We start from the raw sequence: 24,460 nt of genomic DNA on the forward strand, positions 1-24,460 counted from the left end.
CGCAGGCGTGCCTCGTCGGATGCTCACGCCACGATTCCTGTGCCGCGCCCCGCACGATCGGGGGCATGGGTGGGTGAGGGAGCCAGGGCGGCCTCGAGCACGCGCAGATCCGCCGGGTCCATGTCCCGCCCGTGATCGGGGCGGGGGTGCTCGGCGCGGCGGGTGAGATGAACAGGCACCGTCGCCAGGCCCAGCCTCCGGGCCACGGCGATGCGGTGGTTGCCGTCGATGGTCGCGAACTCCTCGGTGAAAGCCAGATCGATCGGGGTGCGCATGCCCTCACGACCGATCAGCTCGGTCAGGCGGTCCAGGTGGGCGGGGGTGTCCAGAGTGGGTGTGCCCACGTGCTCGCGGTCCACGGCCCGGTACCGGGCCACGAGCTCGGTGGGCAGCTCGACGCTCTCCTGGTCCATGGGGGCGGCGCGGCGTTCCATGAGCAGCTCGGTGTCGTCGTCCGGGTTGCGGCCGATCACCCCGAAGCCGCAGCTCTCGTAGAGCCGACGGGCGGGCAGGTTGGTCTCGACCACCGCGAGGCGCAGCCGGGTCATCGGGTGGTGCGCGGCGAGGTGGTCGACGCAGGCGGCGATGAGGGCGCGGGAAGCTCCGGTCCTGCGGGCCTCTGGTGCCACCCACACCGAGATCAGCTCCGGCTGGACGCCGGCCTGCTCAGAAAACATGAGCCGGGCCATTCCTGCAGGCCCGTCGGCGGTTTCGACGACGAACGAGACCATGGGTGCGGAGACCCCGGCGCGCCAATGCTCCTCGGTGTCCCGGGCGAGCACCTCGGCCAGGGTGCTGCCGAAGGCCCAGGGCGAGTCAGCCAGGGCGCGCAGGCGCAGCTCCCGCCACACAGGCCAGTCATCGGGCGCCAACACCTTCGCGAAGATCATGGCGCAAGGTTCGCACCCGACCTCGCGGGTCACAAGTTCGCTCGGCCTGGATCGAGTGGCGCCTGGTGAGCAGGCAGCCCCGTAGAGAGGTGAGGCTCCTCGCCTGACGCCACCGGATACGTCGTCCCGGGCGACGTATCAGCTCATGAGGGCATCGATCGGGCGCGGCGGGCCGGCCTCCGTCAGAACCCCGGGGCGAGCCGACCTCCCTCACCTCACGGGTGGGTGCCGACCTCCATCAGCTCCTGGGCGCACTCCTCGAGGTCTCGCGGCACCACCCCGTCGAGCATGTGCAGGGCGAAGTCGGCGCTGAGCCGCTCGAAGAAGTAGGTGCCGCGCACGGAGTTGCCGTGCAGGTCCAGCTGCGGGGCATAGCTGGCGAGACCGAAGCGGGAGGGCAGCGCGGCGATGATCCCGCCGCCCACGCCGGACTTCGCGGGCAGGCCCACGTCACTGATCCAGTCGCCGGCGTTGTCGTACATCCCGCAGGTGAGCATCACCGAGAGCACCTGGCGAGCGGCGACGCGGGAGAACACCTTCTCGCCGGTGAGCGGATTGGTGCCGCCCGAGGCGAGGGTCGCGGCCATCACCGAGAGATCGGTGACGGTGGTGAGCACCGCGCAGCCCTCGATGTATCCGCCGACCACCTCGGAGGCGTCCTCGGTCATCGATCCTGCCGCGCGCAGCATGTACGCGAGGGCGAGGTTGCGGTCGGCGATCGTCAGCTCCTCGTCCCGGGTCTCGCGATGCAGCTCGAGGGGACGCCCGGCGGCGGCGTCGAGCACATCGCGCAGGCGCTGCGTGCGCTCTTCCTGGGTGGGACCCAGCATCGCGTGGGTACGGATCGCCCCGATGTTGACCAGCGGGTTCTTGGGCTTCTTGGAGTGCCGGTCGATGCTGAGGGCGTTGAACTCCTCCCCCGTCGGCTCCTCGTCGACCACGGAGTCGACGTAGTCCATCCCGTGGAGATCGATCGCGGCGCCGTACGCGAAGGCCTTGGAGATCGACTGCACCGGGAAGGCGTGCTCGGTACCGGCGGAGGTGATCTCCCCGTCGATCGTGCAGACGGCGACGCCGAGGTGGTCCTCGCGGGCGCCGGAGAGATAGGAGAGGTCCGGGATATCGCCGACGGACTCCGCGCTGCCGGAGATCCCCCGATCGGGGAGGGCCGCTTCGGTCGTCTCATCGGGCTCGGGCGCTGTCGCGGTGGACAGGGCGATCGAGAGGCGGCTCAGGTAGGTGTTCAGTGCGCTCGTCACGGAACCGACCGTACAGGCCGCCGGCGTCAGCGACCTCATGCGGCGAGAAGCCTCCTCGCGCGCCCCCGACCTCCCGCGATACCGTGAGGCATGACTGTCGCACCCCTGCTCGACACCGATGTCGTCGCCCGTCACGCGCTCGCGCACGACGCCTCGCACTACCTGCTGCTGCCCGAGGCCGTCACCTCTCCCACCGACGAGGACTCCGTCGTGGCGCTGCTGCGCGAGGCGATGCGCACGCGTCGGCCCCTGACCTTCCGCTCCGGCGGGACCAGCCTGTCCGGACAGGCGCAGTCCGAGGCGGTCCTCGCCGACGTGCGCACCCACTTCCGTACGGTCGAGGTGCTCGACCGCGGCGAGCGCGTGCGCGTGGGCCCCGGGGCGACGCTGCGCCAGGTCAACGCGCACCTGCTGCGGCACATGCGACGTCTGGGCCCGGATCCGGCCTCCGAGGTCGCCTGCACGATCGGCGGCGTGATCGCCAACAACTCCTCCGGCATGGCCGCCGGGATCGCCGAGAACTCCTACCGCACGCTGGAGTCGCTGCGCTTCGTGCTGCCCTCGGGCACGATCGTGGACACCGGGCTCGAGGGGGCCGACGCCCGCCTGCGGCGCGAGGAGCCCGATCTCCATGAGGGCCTGGCGCGCCTCATGCGCCGCGTGCGGGACGACGCCGAGTCCACCCGCGTGATCCGGGAGCGCTTCGCGCTGAAGAACACGATGGGCTACGGCATCAACGCCCTGCTGGACTTCGAGACGCCGGCCGACGTGCTCGCCCATCTCGTGGTCGGCTCGGAGGGCACCCTCGCCTTCGTCTCCTCCGCTGTGTTCCGCACTGTGCCGATCCAGAAGCACATCACCACCGGTCTTCTGGTGCTGCCGTCGTTGGAGGCCGCGACGGCCGCGCTGCCGGAGGTCGTGGGTGCCGGCTTCGCGACCGCGGAGCTGATGGACGCTCGCTCGCTGATCGTGGCCCAGGGCCTGGCCGGGGCGCCCCAGGAGATCCTCGGGCTGGACGTCGAACGCCATGCCGCCCTGCTCGTCGAGCACCGCAGCGACGACCCTGCCGAGCTCGCGCAGCGCGCGGCCGATGCGGTGGGGATGTCCGAGGCGCTCGGGCTGTCGGTGCCGTTGGAGATGACCACCGACGCCGCGCGTCGGGCGGCGATGTGGACCACCCGCAAGGGCCTCTATGCCGCGATCGCCGGCGCGCGACCAGCAGGGTCGACGGCGCTGCTCGAGGACGTGGTGGTGCCGGTGCCGGAGCTGGAGGCCACCTGCCGCGGGCTGCAGGACCTGTTCGACCGTCATGACTACGACGAGTCGGTGATCTTCGGGCACGCGAAGGACGGCAACATCCACTTCCTGCTCAACGAGCAGCTCGGCGAGGGGTCCACGCGCCTGGAGGCGTTCACGCAGGACATGGTCGAGCTCGTTCTGGACCACGGCGGGAACCTCAAGGCCGAGCACGGCACCGGTCGCGTGATGGCGCCGTTCGTGGAGCGCCAGTACGGGCCGGAGCTGTACGGCGTGATGCGGGAGCTCAAAGCGTTGGTGGACCCAGCCGGGATTCTCAACCCGGGCGTGGTCCTCACGGACGACGCGTCGGCGCATATGCAGAATCTGAAGCCCGTGATCGAGATCGAGGAGGAGGCGGACCGCTGCGTGGAGTGCGGCTACTGCGAGCCGGTGTGCCCCTCGAAAGACCTCACCCTCACCCCGCGCCAGCGGATCGTGCTGCGCCGCGACGCGAACCTCGCCGAGCAGCGCGGAGACCTCAAGACCGCGACGGCGATCCGGAGCGCGTACGAGTACGAAGGCCTGGAGACCTGCGCGGTCGACGGGATGTGCGTGACCGCCTGCCCCGTCGGCATCAACACCGGTGACCTGGTGCGACGTCTGCGCGCGGAGGACGCTAGCGCAGCGCCGAACGCGGCCTGGAAGGCGGCGGCGGGGAACTGGGACCTCCTGACCCGCGGGGCCTCGGCCGCGATGAGCGTGGCCGGAACGCTCCCTGAGGTGCTGCCGCGGGCGGCGACCGAGGTGGGCCGCGCGCTGCTGGGCACGGACGTGGTGCCGCAGTACCGAAGCGAGCTGCCTCGGCGGGGTGGTTCGGTGCGACGCGCGGGCGGCCGCGGCCGGGCCTCGGCCGACGTCGGCGCCGTCTATCTGCCCGCCTGCGTGCACACCATGTTCGGGGCCGCCGAGGAGCCGCGCAGCAGTGACGGCGGAGCGAGCGGCGGCTGCGGGGGCGATTGCGCGTGCGGGAGCGGAGGCGGGAACGGTGGCGCGACGACGTCGGCCCCGACGACCGCCGCCGGGGTCCCCGCAGCGCTCGAGCTCCTCGCCCAGCGTGCCGGCATGCGCCTGGCCGTCCCGGACGACGCCGCCTCCCTGTGCTGCGGCACCCCCTTCTCCTCCAAGGGCATGACCGGTGCCAAGGAGCAGATGCGCGACCAGGTGCGCACTGCCCTGCTCGCCGCGAGCCATGACGGCGAGCTGCCCGTGATCGTGGACGCCTCCAGCTGCACCGAGGGGATCCTCCAGGCGATGGAGGGCACCGGGGTCGAGGTGCTCGACGCGATCACCTACGTGCGTCGGCACCTGCTGCCGCAGCTGAGCGTGCGCGAGCCCGCCGGGTCGGTGACCGTGCACCCCACCTGCTCGACCACCCATCTGGGGGCGACCGACGACCTGGTCGCGATCGCCGAGGCCGCAGCGCGCGACGTGGTGGTGCCCGTGGACTGGGGCTGCTGCGGCTACGCGGGCGACCGCGGCATGCTGCACCCCGAGCTCACGGCGTCGGCCACCCGGGCCGAGGCCGCCGAGGTCGCCCTGCGGGAGACGGACTGGTACGTCAGCTCCAACCGCACCTGCGAGCTCGGCATGCAGGCCGCGACCGGGAAGTCGTACCGGCACGTGCTCGAGCTGCTGGAGGCCGTGACGCGGTGAGGCCTCTGTCTATGCTTCGTCAGAGAGCGGGAGGTGGGCAGTCATGGCGGAGTTACGAATCGAACTGGACTTTGAACTGATCGAGCACGCCCGAGAGCTCACGGGTGCCCGGTCGCACCGAGCTGTCGCCGAACTCGCACTTCGCCAGCTCATCGCCTCGACGCGGAAGAACACGATGATCGACACCATCTCGGAGCTGGGCGATCTGGAGGCCCCGCCCGGAACGCCCGTCGGTCCTGCTCTTCAGCACCGGGGTCCCGTCACGTCATCTGGATCCTGAGAACAGCCTCGTTCGACTCCATGATCGCCGAGAGAGTCATTCACTCCGACGCCAAGGATTCGCGCACCGACGCGTGCAGAGCCCGATGCGCCGGGAGCACGAGCGCGGCGAGCAGGACCACCGACGTCAGCACCGCTGACACCGAAAGCTCAGCCCACGGCAGGACGAATCGGACGGGCAGCCCGTCCATTGCTGCAGCACGCGAGATCAGTGCGGTGGACACGACGGTCGTCACCAGACCGATCAGCATGGTCGATGCGGAGAGCAAAAGGGCTTCAGCGGCAGCCACGCCTCGAACCTGCCACGGCGATAGTCCCACCGCACGCAGCATGGCGACCTCTCGACGGCGGTCGCCCGTGCTCAACGCGAGCACACAGGCCCCGCCGACCGCGCACAGCAGTCCGATGACCGCACAGATGATGTAGGTGTCCAGCAGGTTGTACTCCTCCTGCGATCCCAGTGCTCGGGCGATGGCTTCGCTGGTCCGCGCCATTCCCGTGATCGACCCGAGGATCCCCGACCCGCAGGCCAATGCCACGACGGTCGGGCCACTGACGTGCACCCTCGCGACGGCACCCTCTCGGGCGAGCGGCCACAGCGGGCTGGGCACCGGCAGCAGGCGGGAGACCGCCGAGACCACCAGTGGCACCAGGATCCGTGCCCCGAGGCCTGCCACCCCGAGAGTCAGCACGGCGAGACCGAGCCCAGCCGTCAGGGCCTCGCCGTTGTCGAGTCCAGGCGGGTGGTGGTAGACCGCAACGACGATCGCGAACAAGGCAGCCAGCCCGAGCACCGTCGTCATCCAGCGACCAACGCCGTTTCGAGATAGAGGGGTATCCTCGCCGCGCACTGCGCGGATCGCTGACACCCGGGCTCCACGCAGCGCCGGGAGCGTCGCGGCGAACAGAGTTGTCACGAGCGGGACGAGAACGGCACCGGCCAGTGCCATTGGGGCTGCGTGCACGTCGATCCCCGCAAGCTCGGGCAGGATCATCCCGTTGAGCAGCTCCGAGAGACGGCCTCCGCCGAGTGCGGTCGCGAGGGCCCCCAGGAGACCTCCGCTGAGTGCCGCGACCCCGATCTGGGTCAGGACGAAGACCGCGAGAGCGATCGGCGATGCTCCAGCAAGTCTCCACCGCGCACGGTCCCTTGTCGTCGCGGCGATCGCTGCCGAGGACACCGCGGCAAGAACGATGACGGATACCGGCACGATCATCACGGCGATGCTGACGCCGACGGTCGACACATGATCTGGCCTCAAGCCACCATGACGCAGCACCGCTTGGATTTCGGGATTCGATGCATCGGTACCGAAGGCTTGGACCAAACAGGTTCCGACCAGGAACGACGTCACGGTCGCGACAAGAGCCGGTGCCCACCAGGAGGCTCTCCCGGCGAGCACAGCTGGGATAATCGCCCCGATCATCGACTCCACCCTTCCGCGCCGCTCTGCAGGAGCTCCGCGAGCTCCTGCACCGAGCTCTTCCCGCGCTGCGCATGGATCCGACCGTCCCGGAGCAGCACCACGCAATCTGCATGGGCCGCGGCGTCGAGATCGTGCGTGACCAGGACAACCGCAGCGCCCTCATCCGCTCGAGCGCGGAGCCCGCCCATCACCGCCGCCGACGCCGCCGTGTCCAGCGCGCCGGTCGGTTCGTCGGCGAAGACGACCTCCGGCCGGCCGGCGAGAACCCGTGCGAGCGCGATGCGCTGCTGCTGCCCTCCGGAGAGGTGGGAGGCAGGGGTGGAGGCGAACTCCGTGAGCCCCACCTCCGACAACGCCGAGTCCGCTCGGCGCAACGCGTCCCGGCGCCCGGCAAGCAGGCCCGGTAGAGCCGCGTTCCTGCGCGCGGAGAGATAGGGAATCAGGTTGTAGTCCTGGAACACGAATCCCACGTGCTGGCGATAGAGACGAGCCATCCGGCCCGACCGCGCACGCGCTGGATCCACCCCGAGCAGGTCGATCTCGCCACTGCTCCTCGTCTCGAGGCCGGAGAGGCAGAACAGCAGGGTCGACTTCCCTGAGCCGCTCGGCCCGATGATCGCCGTGAGCATCGAAGGACCGATCTCCAGATCGACGTCGTCCAGGACTGTTCGCGTGGCGGAGCCGCGGCCGTACGTCTTGGTGAGTTGCCGGGCCGTGATCACCGGAGGGAGGCGGGGAGTCATGACTAGAGTCCACGCGACGAGGCCGTCTCCGAGAACGACCGAATGACGCCAGCACTCGAGGGCTTCGCATACTGCGGAAGGTGGGCGAATGCCTACCCCGACGGCGTCGGCCGCGTCGTAGTGTCGACCCGTGTCCCACGTTGATCATGCCTCGCTGCGCCATCCCTTGACGCTGATGCGCAGCCGGGCACCATGGACTTCGCTCCTCTACCTCATCCTGCAGGCCGCTGCGGGAGTCGTGTCCCTCGGCGTGTTCTTCACCGTCCTGCTCATTCCCGTGTGGCTGCTCGCGTGGCCGCGGGCAGAGGCGCGGCTTCTGCCGCTGGCCGGTCGGCCGGCTCTGCGAGTCACGCGACCTATGGGGCAGATGCGCTGGCAGGACGTGGTTCTGACCCTCCTCACAGCTGTCATGGCTGCGGCGATGTTCTTCGTCGGCATCGTGCTGGTCGTCGTGATCGGGACCCTCTTCGCCACCCCCGTCGCCGTGCTCGCCGGGCAGGAGGCTACCTGGGGCGTTGCGGACCAGGTGCTTCCTCCGATGCTCGTGATCATCGTCTTCCCGGTACTCGGGGTGGTCGCCCTGTTCTTCGCGCTGTGGGGGCTGACCGCTCTCGCCTACGGCTGGTCGGGGCTGAGTACCGCCCTGCTGCGGGACGAGGAGTCTCGGCTCGTCGCACAGGTCGAGGCACTAGGGGACATGACCGTGCAGCTCGACGACGCCGTCGCCCTGGAGCGCAGGGTTCTGGAGCGGAACCTCCATGACGGGGCACAGATGCATCTCAGTGCCGCGGGCCTTCGCCTGGCGATGCTCCAGCTCGAGGCCGAGCAGCTTCCAGTCGGCGAGGCCCGATCGACGATCCTCACCGGACTCGACGAGGTGCGCGAGCAGCTGGATCTCGGCGGGCAATCCGTTCGCAACGCCGTGAGCGGACTGGTCCCGACGGTCCTCCGGGACGGCGGCCTTCAGGCGGCCATCGCAGAACTCGCTCGGGCCGTTCCCCTCGAGACCACGACGGAGTGCACGGTGCCCCGTCTGCCCGTGTCGCTGGAACACAGCGTTCATCTCATCGCCCACGAAGCGATCACGAACGTCGTGCGGCATTCTGAGGCGCAGACCGTATCGATCCGCTGCACGCTCGATGACCCGACGACCACAGACGCCCCGTCGATCCTTCACCTTCAGATCGTCGATGACGGACGTGGAGGTGCCGTATCGACCGGCACCGGGCTCATCAGCATGCGGGCACGGGCTCGCAGCCTGGGAGGGATCCTCACGCTGGACAGCCCAGAGGGTGGCCCGACCGTCGTGGATCTGAAGGTTCCCGTCACAGCAGATCGAGAGGACAGAAGATGAGGATTCTGCTCGCCGAGGACGCCGCGCTCCTGCGTGACGGTCTCGTCGCCCTCCTGGAGCGCGCCGGACACGTGGTGACTGCGGCGGTTCCCACGGCGACCGAGCTCAGGGCCGAGGCCTCGACACTGATCCCCGCAGGAGAGGTGGATCTTGTCCTGACGGACGTGCGCATGCCTCCTGGACACGGTGACGACGGGTTGCAGGCCGCACTGGAGATTCGTCGGAAGCATCCCGCGATGCCCGTCGTCGTCCTGTCTCAATATGTCGAGCAGCAGTACGCCAGCGAGCTGCTGGGACTCACCGCGAGAGATGGCCCGTCGTCGCCGTCAGGGCTGGGCTACCTGCTCAAAGACCGCGTGTCCAAAGTGCATGACTTCCTGGATTCCCTGGAGGTGGTGCGGGGAGGCGGAATCGTCGTGGATCCGCTCGTCGTCACCGCTCTCATGCGTCGCGAGACGAATGCCGTCTCCAGGCTCAGCCCCCGAGAGCTGGAGATCCTGGAGCTGGTCTCCCGAGGCGAGACGAACGATCAGATCTCCGCGCGCCTCCATCTCTCCCGAGGAGCAGTGGTCAAGCACGTCAGCGCAGTCTTCGACAAGCTCGGGATCTCCGAACAGAACGGCAATCGTCGTGTCCTTGCTGTGATCGCCTATCTGCGAGCTCAACCTCCGGCGCAGTGAGCTTCAGAACGGAGTGCACGCCCGACAGAACCGTATGCGCGTCTGACGAAACTCGAGATGGACCGACTGTCATGACCCACCGGTAGTCTTCCCGGCGGCCCTCCTCCCCCGGTGACGTCCTGCGTCCCACCAGCGGCTCTGCCCGCATACTTCCCCTGGTGAGGCCACATCGACGATCTCCCGAGGAGGGCGATGCCCGTGATGGGCGGACACCACGCGATCAGCGGCACCGCCGCCTGGATGGCCCTGGCGGGCTCCGCCCCCGTAATGGACCACGTCGTCGGCCTGGACCTGTGGGATCTCGATCCCGCACAGGTCGTCGCCGGCGCCGTGGTCGCGACCGGCGCGGCCCTGCTGCCGGACATCGATCATCCCTCCGCCACCATCTCCCGCTCCGGCGGCGGCCTCACCAAGGCCATCACCCGGGCGGTGAGCACGGTGGCCGGGCATCGCGGCGCGACCCATACGTTCCTCGCTGCGGCGTTCTTCACCGCGCTGGCGATCGTCGTGAACCGGCTCGACTGGCAGCTCGTCGTGCCCGTGGTGGGCGAGGTGCAGGCCGGCGCCGCCCTGCTGGTCACCGTGATGTGCGCGCTGGGCACCCGGGCTCTGAAGATGGTCGAGGGGCGGCTGCTGCCCTGGATCGTGGGCGTGGCCTCCGGTCTGCTGGTCGCCGTCGTCGCGCCGGACACCTCGATCTGGCTCCCGGCTGCCGTGGCCGTGGGCGCGCTGACCCATCTGATCGGGGACCTGCTCACCACCGACGGGATCCCCTTCCCCACGTGGCCGCTCGTGATCAAGCCGCCGAAGCGCCTCGCCTCAGGCATCTGGCAGCGCAGCGGGGACATCGCCGTGCCCCTGCTGGGCAATGCGGGCAGCGCCCGGGAGTGGCTGGTGTGCACGGTGCTGACCGGATACGCCGTCGTCGCCACCGTGGCGACGGTGGCCGCGGCACCCTGGGTCCTCGCCGTCTGAGGCCGACGACGAGGCACGACGTCACCCCTCGACATTCCTGCAACTTCTTGCAGATTCTGCCGAAGCGGTTGAGTCCAGCGATGGCGAACCGTAAGGTCGACGGGGACATCCGGGGCATGGACGCCCACGAGATGACTGCAAGTCTTGCAGAACCGCCCTCCCCACGGTCTACTGACGCACGAATCCGCCGGTCCCCACCCGGCGCCTGCTCGGACAGAGGAGTCCCCGCATGCTCTCGCAGCGACACCACCCCGCACTCGCCGTATCCCCCACAGCCGCCGCATCTCCCGCTCTCCGCCTGCTCACCGTCGTCGTCGCCGCCCTGCTGGCGGGCGCGACGATGCTCGGCGCCGCGCCGGCGGTCCAGGCCGTGGGCCCGGCCGAGCCGGCCCCGGCGGTCGACGCTCCTCTGGTCACGCTGCCCGGTTCGCACAACCTGGCGATGGGCTGCGAGGGCGACTGGGCGCCCGAGTGCGCCGCGGCGGCGCTGACGTGGGACGAGGACTCCGGCATGTACTCCGGGACCTTCGATCTACCTGCCGGCGACTACGAGTACAAGGTCGCGATCGGCGGCTCCTGGGACGAGAGCTACGGCGCCGGCAGTGTCCCCGGCGGCGAGAACATCGCCTATTCCACCGAGGGCGGCGAGGTCACCTTCTGGTACGACCCGGCGACGCACATCGTGAGCTCGAGCGCCGAGGGGCCGATGGTCACCCTCCCGGGGTCCTTCAACGCGGCGCTCGGCTGCCCCGATAACTGGATGCCGGACTGCCTGCGCACCTGGATGCAGGATGGGGACGGCGATGGCATCTACACGTTCACCACCTCCGCGCTGCCCACCGGTTCCTATGCGACGAAGGTCGCCCACGACCTGTCCTGGGACGAGAACTACGGGGCCGGAGGAACAGCAGGCGGCGACGACTACACGTTCTCGACTCAGGAAGGAAAGGTCGTGACCTTCTCCTACGACATCACCTCCCATGAACTGAACATCGAGGCCGAGGACCCGCTCACGGCGGGCAGCGGCACACAGCTCGCCCACTTCGTGGACGCCGACACGATCGCGTGGCCGTCCACCCTGGCCCCGGCCGATCCGGCCACGGCGAGCTTCGAGCTGTGGTCTGCGCCGGAGGGCGGGCTCGCGGTGGCTGACGGCGAGGTCACCGGCGGCGTCGCGCTCGGCAAGCTGACCCTGCGCGAGAGCGGCCTCACCGACGAGGAGCTCGCGGATCGCGGGCACCTGGCGGACTTCCTCGCCCTCGACCTCTCCGGAGTAGACCGGGCAGCCCTGGAGGAAGCCCTGACCGGCGAGCTGATGGTCGCCCAGCGCGGGGCCGACGGGCTCGACGTGCTCACCGGGGTGCAGATCCCCGGTGTGCTCGATGCGCTGTTCGCCGGCGCAGCCGATGACGCGACCCTCGGCCCGGTGCTCGTGGACGGCGCACCGACCCTGTCCCTCTGGGCGCCGACCGCCAAGAACGTGACCCTGCAGCTGGTCGAGGGTGCCGCGGCGTCTGACGACCTCACCGGCGCACAGCCCACCGAGATCCCGATGGAGCGCACGGACGGCGGGGTGTGGACCGTGACCGGCGATGCCGGCTGGGAGGACCTCGCCTACCGCTTCGCGGTCGAGGTGTTCGTGCCAGAGACCGGAAAGGTGGAGACCAACGTGGTCACCGACCCGTACTCCACCGGCCTCACGCTGAATTCCACCCATTCGGTGCTGCTGGATCTCGCAGACCCGCGCTGGGCACCGGAGGTGTGGTCGCAGACCGCCGCCCCGGTGGTCGAGCAGTTCGCGGACCAGACCATCTACGAGCTGCACCTGCGCGACTTCTCCGCCGAGGACGAGGCACTCCCGGAAGGGCTGCGCGGCACCTATGCGGCCGTCGGCCATGAGGACTCCGCCGGCACGACCCGTCTGCAGGAGCTCGCAGACGCCGGCACGACCACGGTGCACCTGCTGCCCACCTTCGACATCGCCACCATCGAGGAGGACCGGGCGAAGCAGGCTGTGCCCGAGATCCCCGCGGAGGCGGGGCCCGCCTCGACCGAGCAGCAGGCCGCTGTCTCCACCGTCGCGGACCAGGACGCCTACAACTGGGGCTACGACCCTCTGCACTACATGGCTCCCGAGGGCTCGTACGCGACCGCGGGCCACCAGGCGGGCGGCGAGCGCACCGACGAGTTCCGCTCCATGGTCGGGAACCTCCACGGCATGGGCCTCCAGGTCGTGCTGGATCAGGTGTACAACCACACCGCCGCCTCCGGGCAGGACGACAAGTCCGTGCTCGACCAGGTGGTGCCCGGCTATTACCAGCGGCTGAACCTCGACGGCGGGGTCGAGAACTCCACCTGCTGCTCGAATGTCGCCACCGAGCACGTCATGGCGCAGAAGCTCATGGTCGACTCGACCGTGCTCTGGGCCCGCCAGTACCACGTGGACGGCTTCCGCTTCGACCTCATGGGCCATCACTCGGCCGAGAACATGCAGGCGGTGCGGGACGCCCTGGACGAGCTGACCCTCGACGCTGACGGCATCGACGGGGAGAGCATCTACCTCTATGGCGAAGGCTGGAACTTCGGCGAGGTCGCTGACAACGACCGCTTCACCCAGGCCACGCAAGGGCAGCTCGGAGGCACCTCGATCGGCACCTTCAACGACCGGATGCGCGACGCGGTGCACGGCGGCAGCCCCTTCGACACCGACAAGCGCACCTCGCAGGGCTTCGGCAACGGCCTGGTCACGATGCCCAACGGCTTCGCGGAGGTGAGCGAGGAGGAGCAGTACGCGGGCCTCCTGCACCGCACCGACCTGATCCGGCTCGGGATGGCCGGGAACCTCGCGGACTACGAGCTGCTGGCATCGACCGGTGACGTGACGCGCGGTGACCAGCTGGACTACAACGGGGCCCCGGCGGGCTATGCGACCCGGCCCGAGGAGAGCGTCAACTACGTCGATGCGCACGACAACGAGGCGCTGTACGACATGAACGTCTGGAAGCTCCCGCAGGACGCCTCCCTGGACACCCGGGTGCGGATGAACACGCTCTCGCTCGCGACCGTGACGCTCGGGCAGTCCCCGTCGTTCTGGGCCGGCGGCACCGACCTGCTGCGCTCGAAGTCGCTGGACCGCGACAGCTACAACTCCGGCGATCACTACAACGCGATCGACTGGACCGGCGAGACGAACGGGTACGCCAATGGCCTGCCGGGCGAGGAGAAGAACGGGGAGGCCTGGGATCTCATGGTCCCGATGCTCGAGGATCCGTCCAAGACGCCGACGCCTGCGGAGATCGCGCAGAGCAGCGATGCCACCCTCGATCTGCTGCGCCTGCGCACCTCCTCCCCGCTGTTCACGCTCGGTGACGCGGACCTGATCCGCGAGAAGGTCACGTTCCCCAACGCCGGAGCGGACGCCACGGCGGGCCTGATGGTGATGCGCATCGACGACACCGTGGGCGCCGACGTGGATGCGTCGCTCGACGGAGTAGTCGTGGTCTTCAACGCCTCCGGCAAGCCGATCACCGAGGCGATCGACGGCATGGCCGGTCTCGGCTACGAGCTCTCCTCCGTACAGGCCGAGGGCGCCGACGAGGTCGTCAAGCAGTCGGCCTGGGACGCCGTGACCGGCACCGTCACGGTGCCCGCGGCGACAGTGGCCGTGTTCGTCGCCCCGCAGGCCGGCGAGGGGCCCGGTGAGCCCGGTGAGCCCGGTGAGCCCGGTGAGCCCGGTGAGCCCGGTGAGCCCGGTGAGCAGGATCAGTCCGGCGGCCCGTCGGACGCCACGGACCCCGCGGACCGGCCATCTCCGGAGGGTTCCGCCGGTGGTGATGTGCACGCGGACGGGTCGGGCGAGAACGCGACCGGGAACGACGGCGGAGAGAACACGACAGACAGCAGCGGGTCCGATTCCGCCGCCGGCGCCTCCCCCGTCGAGTCCTCCGAGGCCGCGGGGCCCAGGGGCCCGCTCGCTCGCACCGGTTCCGAGCCGCTGCCCCTGGCCGCATTGCTGATGGTGACCATCGGTCTGGGAGTGGCAATGCTCGCCCGTTCCCGTCGGGTCTGATCCACCGCTGCTCTCGCCCACGTCAACATCCATGCGACGCCCCGTCCCGGGTAGGCCCACCCATTCCACCGATTCGTCCCGCCAGTGGGACATTTCGAGGGATTGGGCAGGGACGGCGCGGAGGTGCGCACGCCGCCCCGCCAACGGCACGTTCCCGTGGGCCGAGCGGGCGCGTCGAAAGGTCACCGGCGCGACGCCCCCGCTCCCCGGCCTGCTCAAGATCAGCCCTTCAGTCCGCTCTGGGCGAGGCCCTGGATGAAGTGGCGCTGGGCCAGGATGAACACGATCAGCACAGGCACCGCCGTGAGCGTGGTGGCGGCGAGCTGGATGTTCCACATCGGCCCGCCGTAGGCGTCCACGTACTGCGTGAGCGCCCGCGGCAGCGTGAAGTTCTCGCGGCTGGAGAGAAACACCACCGGCTCGAGGTACATATTCCAGGACTTCAGGAAGGTGATGATCGCGACCGCGGCCAAGGCCGGCCCTGACAGCGGCAGCGCCACCTTCCGGAAGATCCCCCACCGGCTGAGCCCGTCGATGCGGCCGGCCTCCTCGAGCTCGTCGGGGATGGTCACGAAGAACTGCCGCATGATGAAGGTGGCCAGCACGCTCGGGGCCCCGAAGATCGGGATGATGATCAGCGGCCAGTGCGTATCGATCAGCCCCATCGCGGTGACGGCGCGGAACATCGGCACGATCGTCACCTCGATCGGCACCAGCAGCCCCACCAGCACGATCAGGAACAGCAGATTCTGCCCGCGAAAACGGATCCGTGCAAACCCGTAGCCTGCCAGCGAGGACACCACCATGGTGCCCGCGGTGACCAGCACGGCGATGTAGAGACTGTTCCAGTACTGGCGGGCGAAGGGCTGGAGCTCGAACACGCCGCGGTAGCTGGAGAAGTCCGGCGAGGACGGCCAGAGGGACGGCGGCACGCGCAGGATCTCGCTGGTCGACTTCAGGCTCGAAGAGATCATCCACCAGGTGGGGAACACGAACGGGATCGCGAGCACCACCATCATGCCGACGACGAGCACCGCCTTGCGCCGAGTGCCTCGCATCCGGCGCGGTCGGCCGGGGCGGCGGGAGCGTCGTCCGAGCGGCCCGGTGCCGACCTCGTCGGCCTCCCCGCGGACGTCCCCGTGGTCGCCGCCTCCTGCGTGGGAACCGGCGACGCTCCGGTCGAGAGTTTCAGCGCTCATGATGCACCCACCTCCGTCGGGTCTGCCATTGCAGCAGGGTCAGGGCCAGCACGATGACGAACAGCAGCATCGCCACCGCGCTCGCGTAGCCGAAGTCGTTGAAGCGGAAGGCCTGCTGGTAGAAGTAGTAGACGAGCACGTTGGTGGAGTTCCCAGGGCCGCCCGCAGTGAGCACGTCGATCAGTGCGAAGGTCTCCAGCGACCCGACCACGGTGATGATCGAGACCAGCATCAGAGTGGGGCTGATCAGCGGCAGGGCGATGGAGAAGAAGCGTCTAATTGCGCCCGCCCCGTCAAGGCGGGCGGCTTCGAGCATCTCCTCGGGCACCCCTTGCAGCGCCGCCAGGAACAGCACCATGTTCAGGCCCACGTTCTTGAACACCTGCACGACGACCACGGCCAGCAATGCTGACCAGCCCTCGCGCAGCCAGTTCGGGCCGTCGATCCCCACGGTCGAGAGCAGGCCGTTGATCCCGCCCGAGTTCTGCAGCAGGAAGCCCCACACGATCGACCAGGCCACCAGCGAGACCACGACGGGCGAGAAGAACAGCACCCGGAAGAAGGTCGAGCCGCGCACCTTCTGGTTCAGCAGCACCGCCAGCAGGAGTGCCAAGGCGACGTTCAGGACCACGATCCCTACGGAGAAGAGCACCGTGGCCAGCAAGGAGCTGCGCAGCGTCGGATCCTCCGCGAGGGCCGCATAGTTCTCGCCGCCGACGAAGCGGAACTGTCCCGACAGGGCGTTCCAGTCGTGCAGCGAGTACCAGGCGACCGCCCCGAGCGGCACGATGACCAGCAGGAGAGCGCCCAGCACGCTCGGCGCGACGAAGAGGTATCCCAGAAGTGAGTCACGCCGCTGCCACGAACCGCGACGTGCCGGTCGCGGGTTCAGCCGCGCCGACGCCGGGGCAGCCGGCCGCGTTCCCGCGGTCATGAGTCCAGCAGCGGCTGGGCGGAGGTGCACACCTCGTCCAACACACCGGCGACGTCGGCGTCGGCCATCCATAGCGGGTCCAGCGCGCTGCGGATCGTGGTCTGCAGCTCCGCGAAGTTCTTGTGCGCGGGCTTCGTGATCGAGTCGACGATGCCATCGACCACCGCCCGTTGCAGCTGGTCCTCGTCGAACTGCGGGTTGCCCGCGGCCATCGACTCGACGGTGAGCAGGGAGCGCCGCGGCGGCGGGAAGAACTCGGCGAGCCGCGCTGCCGAGGCCGGACTGGTGAAGTGGGCCAGGAACCCGGCGGCGACATCCGGCGCCTGGCTCTGACCGAGCACCCCGATCCCCGCCTGACCCACGACGTTCTGCTGGGTCGCGGGACCGGCCGGGAGGGGCAGCACGTCCCACTCGAAGGAGCCGTCCAGGGCCGATGCGCGGGAGATCTGGGTGATGGTCATGGCGGTCTGGCCTCCGAAGAAGTCAACGTCGTCCCCGGGGCCCGGCATCGCCTTGGTGACGAAGGCAGCCTCGTGGAGGAAACCCAGTGCGTCGACCATCGGCTGCTCCGAGAACTGACAGGTCGTGCCGTCCTCACTCCAGGCGCGGGCCTCGAAGCCGGCCCAGACGCTGGCGAGGTTGTCCCAGGTCTCGTAGTTGAAGTCGCGCACCACGAGCCCCGCCCCGCCGAGCTTCTCCACCGTCGACTTGCTGACGGCCATCGCCTTGTCATATGTCCAGCCCCCGGCCTCGTAACTCGCGACCAGATCGTCCTGACCCGCCTCCTCGAGGCGAGTGGTGTTCAGGAACATGCAGAACGGGGAGTTGGAGAACGGGTAGGCGAACAGTCCTTCGTCGTTCTCCCAGAGGGCCAGGGTGGCGGGATCGATGTCGTCGAACTCGTAGCCCTCGGCGGACTTCAAGGTCTCTCCCACCTCGACCAGGGCGCCGGACTCCACGAACTCCGGGCCGGAGCTCTCCAGGATCCAGGCGAGGTCCGGAGGGTTCCCTCCAGAGAGCTGGGTGGTCAGCGAGGTCGTGTAGTCCTCGAAGGGGATCGACTCGAAGGTCACACCGGAGACGGCGTCCCCGTGATCGGCGATGTACTCGTCGGCGATCTCCTGAAACAGGGCGAGGTGCTTCTCGTCGGCGGTCCAGACGGTCATCCTCAGCTCGACGGGGCCGTCGGCGGCGTCCCCTCCGTCGCTTCCGCAGGCGGTTGCGGTGAGCCCGAGAGCGGCGGTGAGGGTGGTGCCGGTGGCGAATTGGCGGCGGGTGATCATGATCTTCTCCTTTGAAGGATCCGTGCTGCGGTACGGCGGATCAGGTGGGGTGGGACGGGTCAGTAGCCGTGGACAGTGTCGGGCCAGTGCAGCTCGACCCCGTCGGCCACCAGGAGCTCCTGCAGAGCGGCGACCTGCTGAGGGGAGGCATGCACGGCATGGGGGGTGGTGTTCTCCTCGAGACAGTGCACGGCCAGCAGGCCGGCGGCCTCCCCGAGGTTCCATTCGACGGGGTGCAAGCGGTAGCACCCGTTGGTGATGTGCGTGGTGGCGACGTTCTTGCACGCTGCGAGCAGGTTCGTGGTGCGCTGCGGGATGAGCATTCCCAGCGGGATCTCGAACGGCTCGGCCGGTACGTCGATGTAGTTGTCCCCACCGGTGGAGGGGTGGAGATCGATGCGGTACATGCCCACGCCCACGGAGTCCGGGTAGGAGCGCGCACCCTTATCGCCGCGAATTTGTCCGGAGACGTCCTGCTCGCGCACGGTCTCCAGGCCCCGGATGCGGCGGGACTCGCGGTGGTAGGGGGCCATGGCCAGTCCGTCGGCCGTTCCCATCACGTCGGCCCGCAATCGCAGCCCGGGCCAGCCGATGCCGCCGTCGGGCCGCGGGGCCTCCGTCTGCATCCAATAGAGCATCGACAGCGAGAGCTGCTTGGCATCAGACAGGCGCTGGTTGCGCTGCTCCTCAGTGGCCTCCAGAACGGGCTTCTCGAAGTAGTCGATGCTGGGCCAGTTGATCAGGCAAATATCGCTCGCGAAGGCGCCGGGGGCATAGAGGTCCTTCGCGATGATGCGACGGAAGGCCCACAGGTTCCCGTCCCCGGGGTCCTGGGACTGGTCGGCAGTCACGGCGAGTGCGTCGTCCCCGGGGTTCGGCGAGAAGTGCCGCTCCCCGACCGCGAGGGTGCGGGGGTTCGGCGCCGTCCACGACAGCAGCGGCGCTCCCCAGAAGTCGGGTTGCACCGAACGCCAGTGCTCGTAGCGCTTCGGGCGCGGGATGGTGTGGTCCTCCCCCTCGAGGTGGTCGACGGCGAAGCAGTAGGTCAGTGCTTGGACGTTCTCCGGCTGTGCCTGGTCGGGTGCGCTGGGTTCGCCGGTCTCGGTGCGCGACTCGAAGCCCGTGACGTGCTCGGTCCCGGTCAGCGGCAGCAGGTCCCCGGTCTCGGTGGCATCGATGACGTAAGCAGCCTCGACGGTGTACTCCCCGCCGGTGGGGAGCGAGCGCAGGGTCACCGAGGTGACGGCGTCGCCATCGGTCGTGGCGTCGACGGGGCGCACCTGGCGGTCGACGGTGAGACGGCGGCTCGCGGTGTGCGGGGCGACCATCGCCTCGAGCACCGCCGATCCGGCACGCGGCTCATGGCACAGCTTGGAGACCCAGCCGGCGCCGGGGTTGAGGTCCTCACGGGCCCGGGCGGCCTCGGTGAGCGGGTAGTGGCGGCGGTAGTGGTCACGGATGCCGTCGCGCAGCTCTCGGTAGGAGGCGGTGCAGCCGATCTCCTCGATCCAAGGATGCTCGTCCGGCGGGACGCCCTGGCTGGTCAGCTGGCCGCCGAGCCAGGCGTACTCCTCGGTGAGGTGGACGCGCAGCCCATGGCGCGCGGCCGCGAGTGCGGCGGCCACGCCTCCGAGGCCGCCGCCGACGATGAGGACGTCGACGCGGGAATCGTGTTGGGTCATCGGGTGTTCTCCTGAGTGGTGCCGAGTACTGAACGGGGGTGTCGTGAGCGAGCCGCGGCGGAGGCTTTCGACCCGGGGGCGGGTCCTGTAGTGCTGCTTGCACGGACCTCGCACCGCAGCAGGACCTGGGTCTCCCCGGGGCGTGCGGGGCTCTGCAGATGGCGCAGCAGCATCTGCACCGCGCCGGTCCCCATCTCGTGGCGCGGGATGCTGAATCCGCTCCAGCCCACGGTGGAGCCGTCGGGCTTCTCGGGGTCGCCGAGTCGGGCGATCGACAAATCTGCCGGGATGCTCAGTCCGCGCCGCAGAGCATCCAGACGCAACGTGGCGGCGATGTCCGGTGTGGCGGCGATAGCGGTGGTCCCGGTCCCGAGCATGTCGTCGAGCAGGGCTCCCGTGTGCTCCACCGTCCCGTCGAGAATCAGGGGGACGGCGCCGGTCTCCTGGATAGCCCGGTCGAAGCCGCGCCGACGGTCGACCCCGGATTCGTGCTCGGGGAACTCGAGGGCGAGCGCGATGCGCTGGTGCCCGAGATCTGCGAGGTGCTCCACGATCTCGACCGTGGCCTGCTCGTAGTCGGCACCGACGTAGGGCACCTCGGCGCCGTCGGCCTCGCGCCGGCCCACGAAGACGAAGGGATAGTCATGGGCGAGCAGTTCGGCGAGATCGCGCCGTTGGCTGTGGCGACCGAACAGGATGCATCCGTCGGCCAGATGGAGCCGGCCGCGACGCGCCCAGTCCCGCAAGCCTTCACCACCGGCACCGCTGCGCGAGTTGTGGCTGGAGGTGAACAGCAGCAGGTCGACATCGTGCCCGAGCGCCTCCGCCTCGATGCCCTGCAGGAACGGGTAATAGAAGTCGCTGGCCGCGTGGGGGAAGACGGGTTCATAGGTGAACACGCCCAGCACGGAGGTGCGGCCACCGGCGAGCTGCTTGGCGGCGAGGTTTCCCCAGTATCCGGTCTCCTCGACAGCGGCGAGGATCCGCTGACGGGTCTCCTCCGTCAGCCGGCCCATCGCCTCGGGCCCCGCATTCAGCGCCATCGAGACCGTGGCTTGGCTGACTCCGGCGGTGCGCGCCACGTCGGCCTGCGTGGGCCTGCTGCGCTCGGTGCTCACGTCGCCCCGCATATCCAGCTCCCCTCATCCGCTGCGTCGGGTCGGCGGCGGTGCCGACCTCCTGACAGGGAGCGAAACAGGTTATGCGCATAACGGCAAGGATCCGACGCAGGGGACAGCCGACCGACCACGTGCCGGATACCGTGAACCGCCGCCGAATCCACCGTTTCTGCCCATCTGCGGAACTTTTTGGGGGATTCGATCGACGCGCGTCACCGAAAGCGGTCGGACCCCCCGCGCACGGCCCTGGGACAAGGACGATCAGGCACGATCGTGACGCGCACCGCTCCAGACCCTGGACGCATCACACGGCGCGCCTCTGAGCCCCCTCAGCGCAGCACGGAGCTGAGCAGCAAACTGGTCTCGCTGTTGACGACGCCGTCGATCGAGCGGATCCGGCGCAGCACGTCGTCGAAGGCCGGGAGGTCGGGGCAGGCGATCTCGGCGACCAGGTCCCAGCCGCCGTTCGTGGTGTGGAGGGTCTGGATCTCGGGGAAGCCTCGCAGCAGCGTGATCACGCGGTTGGTGGAGCGGCCCTCCACCTCGATGAAGGACGTGGCGCGCACGGTCGCGGTCTCGGCGTAATCGCGCACCCGCACCGTGAAGCCCACGATCACGCCGCGCGCGGTGAGCTTATCGATCCGGCTGGAGACGGTGGCGCGGGAGACCCCGAGCTGCGCGGCGAGGGTCGCGATCGGGGCACGGCCGTCCTTCCGCAGGGCGGACAGCAGCCGTTCGTCGAGATCCGAGATGCGCTCCATGCGCACAATGATAGATCTCCTCGCGCAGTCTGCGCGTCGACTAGGCATATCTCGAGCGATCCGTCTCTACCGCCTGCCTTCTGCGAAATCTACGCTGGACTCCACCACACCGGCGAGCGCGGGGCCTCCAGGAGTCGCGGAGCCCAGCCGCCGGCCCAGCTCTCAGGAGGCGAGTGCGATGACCCAGCTGCTCGATGTCGCCAGCATGGCGCGATGGATCCGGCGCGATGGCGCCGAGGCGATCCTCGTGCGCATGACCGACTATCTCGAGGCTGACTACCGCCGCTGGGAGCGCTTCGACAAGACCCCACGGATCGCGAGCCACACCCCACTGGGCGTGATCGAGCTGATGCCCACGTCCGACGGGGAGACCTACTCCTTCAAGTACGTCAACGGTCACCCGTCCAACCCTTCGCGCGGCTTCCAGACGGTCACCGCCTTCGGGGTCCTGGCCGACGTCGACACCGGTTATCCCACCTTCCTCGCCGAGATGACGCTGCTGACCGCGCTGCGCACCGCCGCGACGTCGGCCCTCGCGGCGAAGACCCTCGCCCGGCCGGACTCGCGCACCCTCGCCCTGATCGGTGCCGGTTCGCAGTCCGAGTTCCAGGCCCTCGCCTTCCGCGGCGTGCTGGGCATCGAGGATCTGCGGGTGTTCGACATCGATGCTGCGGCGATCGAGAAGGTGCGACGCAACCTCGAGCCGCTCGGCTTCCGGGTGCATGCGGCGACCTCGGTCGACGACGCGGTCCTCGGCGCGGACATCATCACCACCTGCACGGCGGACAAGGCCCGCAACACGATCCTGCGCGCGGATCAGGCGGCCCCGGGCGTGCACGTGAACGCGATCGGCGGGGACTGTCCCGGCAAGACCGAGCTCGACGCCGCGATCCTCGACAGCGCCCGGGTGGTCGTGGAGTTCACCCCGCAGACCCGCATCGAGGGCGAGATCCAGCAGATGCCTGCGGACTTCCCGGTGACCGAGCTATGGCAGGTGCTCACCGGCGCCGCGGGCGGCCGGTCCTCCGCCGAGGAGGTCACGGTGTTCGACTCCGTCGGCTTCGCGATCTCCGACTTCTCCGCGCTGCGCTGCGCCCGCGACGCCACCGCCGGCACCGACCTCCAATCCGCGCTGGACCTGGTGGCCGATCCGGACGACCCCAAGGACCTCTTCTCCCTGGTGGACGTCCTCACCCCGGTGAGCTGACCATGATCGGGGCACTCAGCACGTCGGGCATGACGGGGACGACAGGCATGACGGCGACGCCAGCGCAGGCACCCTCGCACGTCGTCCTCGTGCGCCCTCACCACTTCCATCCCAACGCCCAGACGGCGGCCGACAACGCCTTCCAGCGCCGCCTCGTCGCGCCCGACGCAGACACCGCCCGACGGGCGCGCGAGGAGGTAGGGGGCCTGGCCACGGCTCTCGAGCGGGCCGGGGTCGCGGTGAGCCTCTTCGAGGACGAGGGCATCTCGACGCCCGACAGCGTGTTCCCCAACAACTGGCTGTCCACGCACGCGGACGGCACCCTCGCGCTGTATCCGATGTACGCCGCGAACCGTCGGGCGGAGCGCCGCGACGACATCGTGCAGCACCTGCGCACGCACTTCACGGTGCGCCGGGTGGCGGACTGGTCGGCCGCGGAGCGCGAGGGCCGCTTCCTCGAGGGGACCGGGGCGATGGTGCTGGACCACCTCGCCCACGTCGCCTACGCCTGTCGCTCCCGCCGACTGGACGACGGCCTGTTCGCCGAGGTCTGTACGGATCTCGGGTACGACCCCGTCCTGTTCGACGCCACGGACGCTCGAGGCGTGCCGGTCTATCACACGAACGTGCTGATGAGCGTGGGAACAGAGGTGGCGCTGGTGGGCACCGGGATGATCCGGGACCACGCCCAGCGTGGGATGGTCCTCGATCGTCTGCGGGCGTCGGGCCGCAAGATCGTGGAGCTCACGGAGTCCCAGGTGCAGGGCTTCCTCGGGAACTGCCTCGAGGTCACCGGGCACGCCGGGACGGCCGATGAGGAACGGCTGCTGGTGATGTCCACTCGTGCGGCAGGGCACCTCTCCCCCGCCCAGCGGGACCGGATCGAGCTCTCATGCCGGATCCTCGCCGTGCCCGTGCCGACGATCGAGGCCGCCGGCGGCTCGGTGCGGTGCATGATCGCGGGGATCCATCTGCCTCCGCAGCAGGCGGCGACCACGCTGCGGGGCCTGGGTACCCGCAACGTCGGGGTCAGTGCTCCTCAGCGGTCGTGAGATCCGCGAGCACCCGGGCCACCATGTCGTCCTCCGAGAGCTCCTCGCCGAGCACCTGCTCCCCCGGTGTCCCGAGCACGTCGTGCTCCCGGTACCAGGAGGCGACCTCGCTGGCCGGGACCTCCCCGCCGATCGTCTTGCCTGTGTGACGGCGCAGAGTCTCCGCGAGGCTCACGTCGAGGTAGTAGACGAGGCACGGACCCTTATGGTCGGCGAGCATCTCCTCGAACATATCTCCGTAGCGCTCGCTGCCGAAGATCCCCTCGACCACCGTGATCCGTCCGATCCCGAGACAGTGCCGGGCCGTGGCCAGGATCAGCCCGGCGGTGTCTCCATTGGCCGCATCGTGCTCCCACAGCAGCTCCCGGCGCAGATGGTCCTGACCGATCACGGCGACGCGCCCGCGCGGAAGGGACCGTTGCACGCGACGGGCCACGGTGGACTTCCCCGAGGCGGAGTTCCCGCGCAGGATCACGAGCGTCGGGACCGGGTGGGAAACGGTGAGCGACTCGGCGGACATCTCAGCAGGCATCTCAGCAGGCATGGCGGCAGGCGCGGCGTCGGGCATGGGCCCTATCCTCACACGCGTACTCACC

General features: G+C 69.4%; 19 protein-coding genes. 8 read left to right on the plus strand and 11 right to left on the minus strand.

All coding sequences use genetic code 11. The features are described from left to right. Positions 1-23 precede the first annotated feature (23 nt). Both ABD093_RS08205 and glsA read right to left on the minus strand, forming a co-directional pair. The gene (locus tag ABD093_RS08205; protein WP_343923625.1) at positions 24-890 is read right to left on the minus strand and encodes a GNAT family N-acetyltransferase; all 867 of its coding nucleotides are present in this window, start codon (positions 888-890) and stop codon (positions 24-26) included. Positions 891-1,105: 215 nt separating this feature from the next. Next, entirely contained in the window at positions 1,106-2,149 is a 1,044-nt protein-coding gene (gene glsA, locus ABD093_RS08210) for a glutaminase A (RefSeq protein WP_343923627.1), read from the minus strand. Between the two features lie 90 nt (positions 2,150-2,239). On the opposite strand from glsA, the gene ABD093_RS08215 reads away from it, so the two are divergent. Beyond that, the gene (locus ABD093_RS08215; protein WP_343923629.1) at positions 2,240-5,101 is read left to right on the plus strand and encodes an FAD-binding and (Fe-S)-binding domain-containing protein; all 2,862 of its coding nucleotides are present in this window, start codon (positions 2,240-2,242) and stop codon (positions 5,099-5,101) included. A gap of 43 nt (positions 5,102-5,144) precedes the next feature. Next, a complete protein-coding gene (locus ABD093_RS08220; RefSeq protein WP_343923631.1) occupies positions 5,145-5,381 on the plus strand; it encodes a type II toxin-antitoxin system VapB family antitoxin in 237 nt (78 codons plus the stop codon). A 40-nt stretch (positions 5,382-5,421) separates the two neighbouring features. Here ABD093_RS08220 and ABD093_RS08225 read toward each other — a convergent pair whose 3' ends face one another. Both ABD093_RS08225 and ABD093_RS08230 read right to left on the minus strand, forming a co-directional pair. Beyond that, positions 5,422-6,735 (minus strand): FtsX-like permease family protein, encoded by a 1,314-nt coding sequence (locus ABD093_RS08225; RefSeq protein ID WP_343923633.1) that lies wholly within the window; start codon positions 6,733-6,735, stop codon positions 5,422-5,424. Positions 6,736-6,803: 68 nt separating this feature from the next. Further along, a complete protein-coding gene (locus ABD093_RS08230; RefSeq protein WP_343923635.1) occupies positions 6,804-7,550 on the minus strand; it encodes an ABC transporter ATP-binding protein in 747 nt (248 codons plus the stop codon). Between the two features lie 130 nt (positions 7,551-7,680). Between ABD093_RS08230 and ABD093_RS08235 the strand changes: the two genes are divergently transcribed. The 4 genes from ABD093_RS08235 (at position 7,681) to pulA (ending at position 14,628) form a co-directional block, all read left to right on the plus strand. Beyond that, positions 7,681-8,904 (plus strand): sensor histidine kinase, encoded by a 1,224-nt coding sequence (locus tag ABD093_RS08235; RefSeq protein WP_343923637.1) that lies wholly within the window; start codon positions 7,681-7,683, stop codon positions 8,902-8,904. Then, positions 8,901-9,584, plus strand: a complete 684-nt coding sequence (locus ABD093_RS08240) for a response regulator transcription factor (RefSeq protein ID WP_343923639.1) — start codon at positions 8,901-8,903, stop codon at positions 9,582-9,584. Before ABD093_RS08235 ends, ABD093_RS08240 begins: the two co-directional genes overlap by 4 nt. Positions 9,585-9,785: 201 nt before the next feature. After that, on the plus strand, positions 9,786-10,559 hold the full coding sequence (locus ABD093_RS08245) for a metal-dependent hydrolase (RefSeq protein WP_343923641.1): 774 nt from the start codon (positions 9,786-9,788) through the stop codon (positions 10,557-10,559). A 229-nt stretch (positions 10,560-10,788) separates the two neighbouring features. Further along, on the plus strand, positions 10,789-14,628 hold the full coding sequence (pulA, locus tag ABD093_RS08250) for a pullulanase-type alpha-1,6-glucosidase (protein ID WP_343923643.1): 3,840 nt from the start codon (positions 10,789-10,791) through the stop codon (positions 14,626-14,628). A gap of 221 nt (positions 14,629-14,849) precedes the next feature. Here pulA and ABD093_RS08255 read toward each other — a convergent pair whose 3' ends face one another. The 6 genes from ABD093_RS08255 to ABD093_RS08280 all read right to left on the minus strand — a co-directional run bounded on the left by ABD093_RS08255 (position 14,850) and on the right by ABD093_RS08280 (position 21,605). Then, positions 14,850-15,827, minus strand: a complete 978-nt coding sequence (locus ABD093_RS08255) for a carbohydrate ABC transporter permease (RefSeq protein WP_343923645.1) — start codon at positions 15,825-15,827, stop codon at positions 14,850-14,852. Then, on the minus strand, positions 15,817-16,761 hold the full coding sequence (locus ABD093_RS08260; RefSeq protein ID WP_343923647.1) for a carbohydrate ABC transporter permease: 945 nt from the start codon (positions 16,759-16,761) through the stop codon (positions 15,817-15,819). Before ABD093_RS08260 ends, ABD093_RS08255 begins: the two co-directional genes overlap by 11 nt. Further along, entirely contained in the window at positions 16,758-18,044 is a 1,287-nt protein-coding gene (locus tag ABD093_RS08265) for an ABC transporter substrate-binding protein (RefSeq protein ID WP_343923649.1), read from the minus strand. Before ABD093_RS08265 ends, ABD093_RS08260 begins: the two co-directional genes overlap by 4 nt. A 59-nt stretch (positions 18,045-18,103) precedes the next feature. Further along, complete coding sequence (locus ABD093_RS08270; RefSeq protein WP_343923651.1) at positions 18,104-19,726, minus strand: FAD-dependent oxidoreductase; 1,623 nt, start codon at positions 19,724-19,726, stop codon at positions 18,104-18,106. After that, entirely contained in the window at positions 19,723-20,844 is a 1,122-nt protein-coding gene (locus ABD093_RS08275) for a LacI family DNA-binding transcriptional regulator (protein ID WP_343923653.1), read from the minus strand. Before ABD093_RS08275 ends, ABD093_RS08270 begins: the two co-directional genes overlap by 4 nt. 329 nt (positions 20,845-21,173) lie before the next feature. Beyond that, the gene (locus ABD093_RS08280; protein WP_343923655.1) at positions 21,174-21,605 is read right to left on the minus strand and encodes an Lrp/AsnC family transcriptional regulator; all 432 of its coding nucleotides are present in this window, start codon (positions 21,603-21,605) and stop codon (positions 21,174-21,176) included. Positions 21,606-21,783: 178 nt separating this feature from the next. Here ABD093_RS08280 and ABD093_RS08285 point away from each other — a divergent pair, with 178 nt between their 5' ends. Continuing rightward, on the plus strand, positions 21,784-22,812 hold the full coding sequence (locus ABD093_RS08285) for an ornithine cyclodeaminase (RefSeq protein ID WP_343923657.1): 1,029 nt from the start codon (positions 21,784-21,786) through the stop codon (positions 22,810-22,812). Between the two features lie 47 nt (positions 22,813-22,859). Continuing rightward, entirely contained in the window at positions 22,860-23,864 is a 1,005-nt protein-coding gene (gene ctlX / locus ABD093_RS08290) for a citrulline utilization hydrolase CtlX (protein ID WP_343923659.1), read from the plus strand. Here ctlX and ABD093_RS08295 read toward each other — a convergent pair. Continuing rightward, positions 23,842-24,432, minus strand: a complete 591-nt coding sequence (locus tag ABD093_RS08295; RefSeq protein ID WP_343923661.1) for an AAA family ATPase — start codon at positions 24,430-24,432, stop codon at positions 23,842-23,844. The genes ctlX and ABD093_RS08295 overlap by 23 nt on opposite strands. Between the last annotated feature and the right edge of the window lie 28 nt (positions 24,433-24,460).

The organism is Brachybacterium tyrofermentans, from assembly GCF_039526165.1.
Lineage (GTDB): Bacteria > Actinomycetota > Actinomycetes > Actinomycetales > Dermabacteraceae > Brachybacterium > Brachybacterium tyrofermentans.